Here is a 766-nt window from a genome sequence, read left to right as displayed (position 1 = left end):
ATCCATGCCCGTTTGACCGGCTTGGGTTGGTAGGTGCCCTTCGTGAGGTGCTCTTTGACGGCGAGCAGCCGATTGTGGCTGTCTTTGTCGAAGCGCTCCACCGTGATGCCATCCACGCCGCAGGCCCCTGCGTTGGATCGCACCTTTTCCCATGCCAGTCCAAGCGTTCGCTCCGACCGAACCTTGTCGATCAGGCTGAACCACTTGTTTCCTTTCAGCCCTCGGTCGAGGGCCGCCAGCATCGGCTCGCTCCACACCCCGCGTTCGGCTCCGTGGCGCTGCCACGGGTCCTCTTCCGCTTGCTTATCCCTCGCGGGAACTGGCGCGGATGGTTCTTCGCGTTTCATGGTTCTTGCCAATCCACTTTCCTGCCGCCCTTTGCTCCACGGGCATTACCCCGCTTCACAGCTCGTATGGCGGCGCTGACTTCTACCCGGCACCGCTCCCGCGGCTTCCTGCCCGGACAGATCTCCATGCTTCCACATGACACCTTCCCCGCGTTCTCACCCCAACCACCCCCGGTAGCCCGGTTCCTGACCCTCGACGAGGGATGTCGGTCGGTCCGGTCACCGCTCATGCGGCAGGCTTCGCCACTCACTCGCAGGCTCGCCGCCACCGCAGGCCGAATCGGGTTCACTTTCATTCGGGACCGCGGGTCCGCCTCCGGTTGCTCCCCACCCCGCCTCGCGACGACGCAGTTGCCTTCGGCTGCTCTCCCGTTGCTCGTCTCGGGAGGACTCAGACTCTCACTGGTTGGTTTCATGTA

The 766-nt window shown here is 64.0% G+C and carries 1 pseudogene; it reads right to left on the bottom strand.

What is annotated here, in order from left to right:
• Positions 1 to 347: pseudogene (locus ACG2LG_RS24060) on the bottom strand (group II intron reverse transcriptase/maturase); the annotation flags it as partial.
• Positions 348 to 766: the final 419 nt, after the last annotated feature.

The sequence above is a fragment of the Haloferula sp. A504 genome (genome assembly GCF_044385805.1).
Classification (GTDB): domain Bacteria; phylum Verrucomicrobiota; class Verrucomicrobiia; order Verrucomicrobiales; family Akkermansiaceae; genus Haloferula.
The sequence above is the reverse complement of the archived record's forward strand: the minus strand, read 5'-3'. Positions and strand labels throughout refer to the sequence as shown.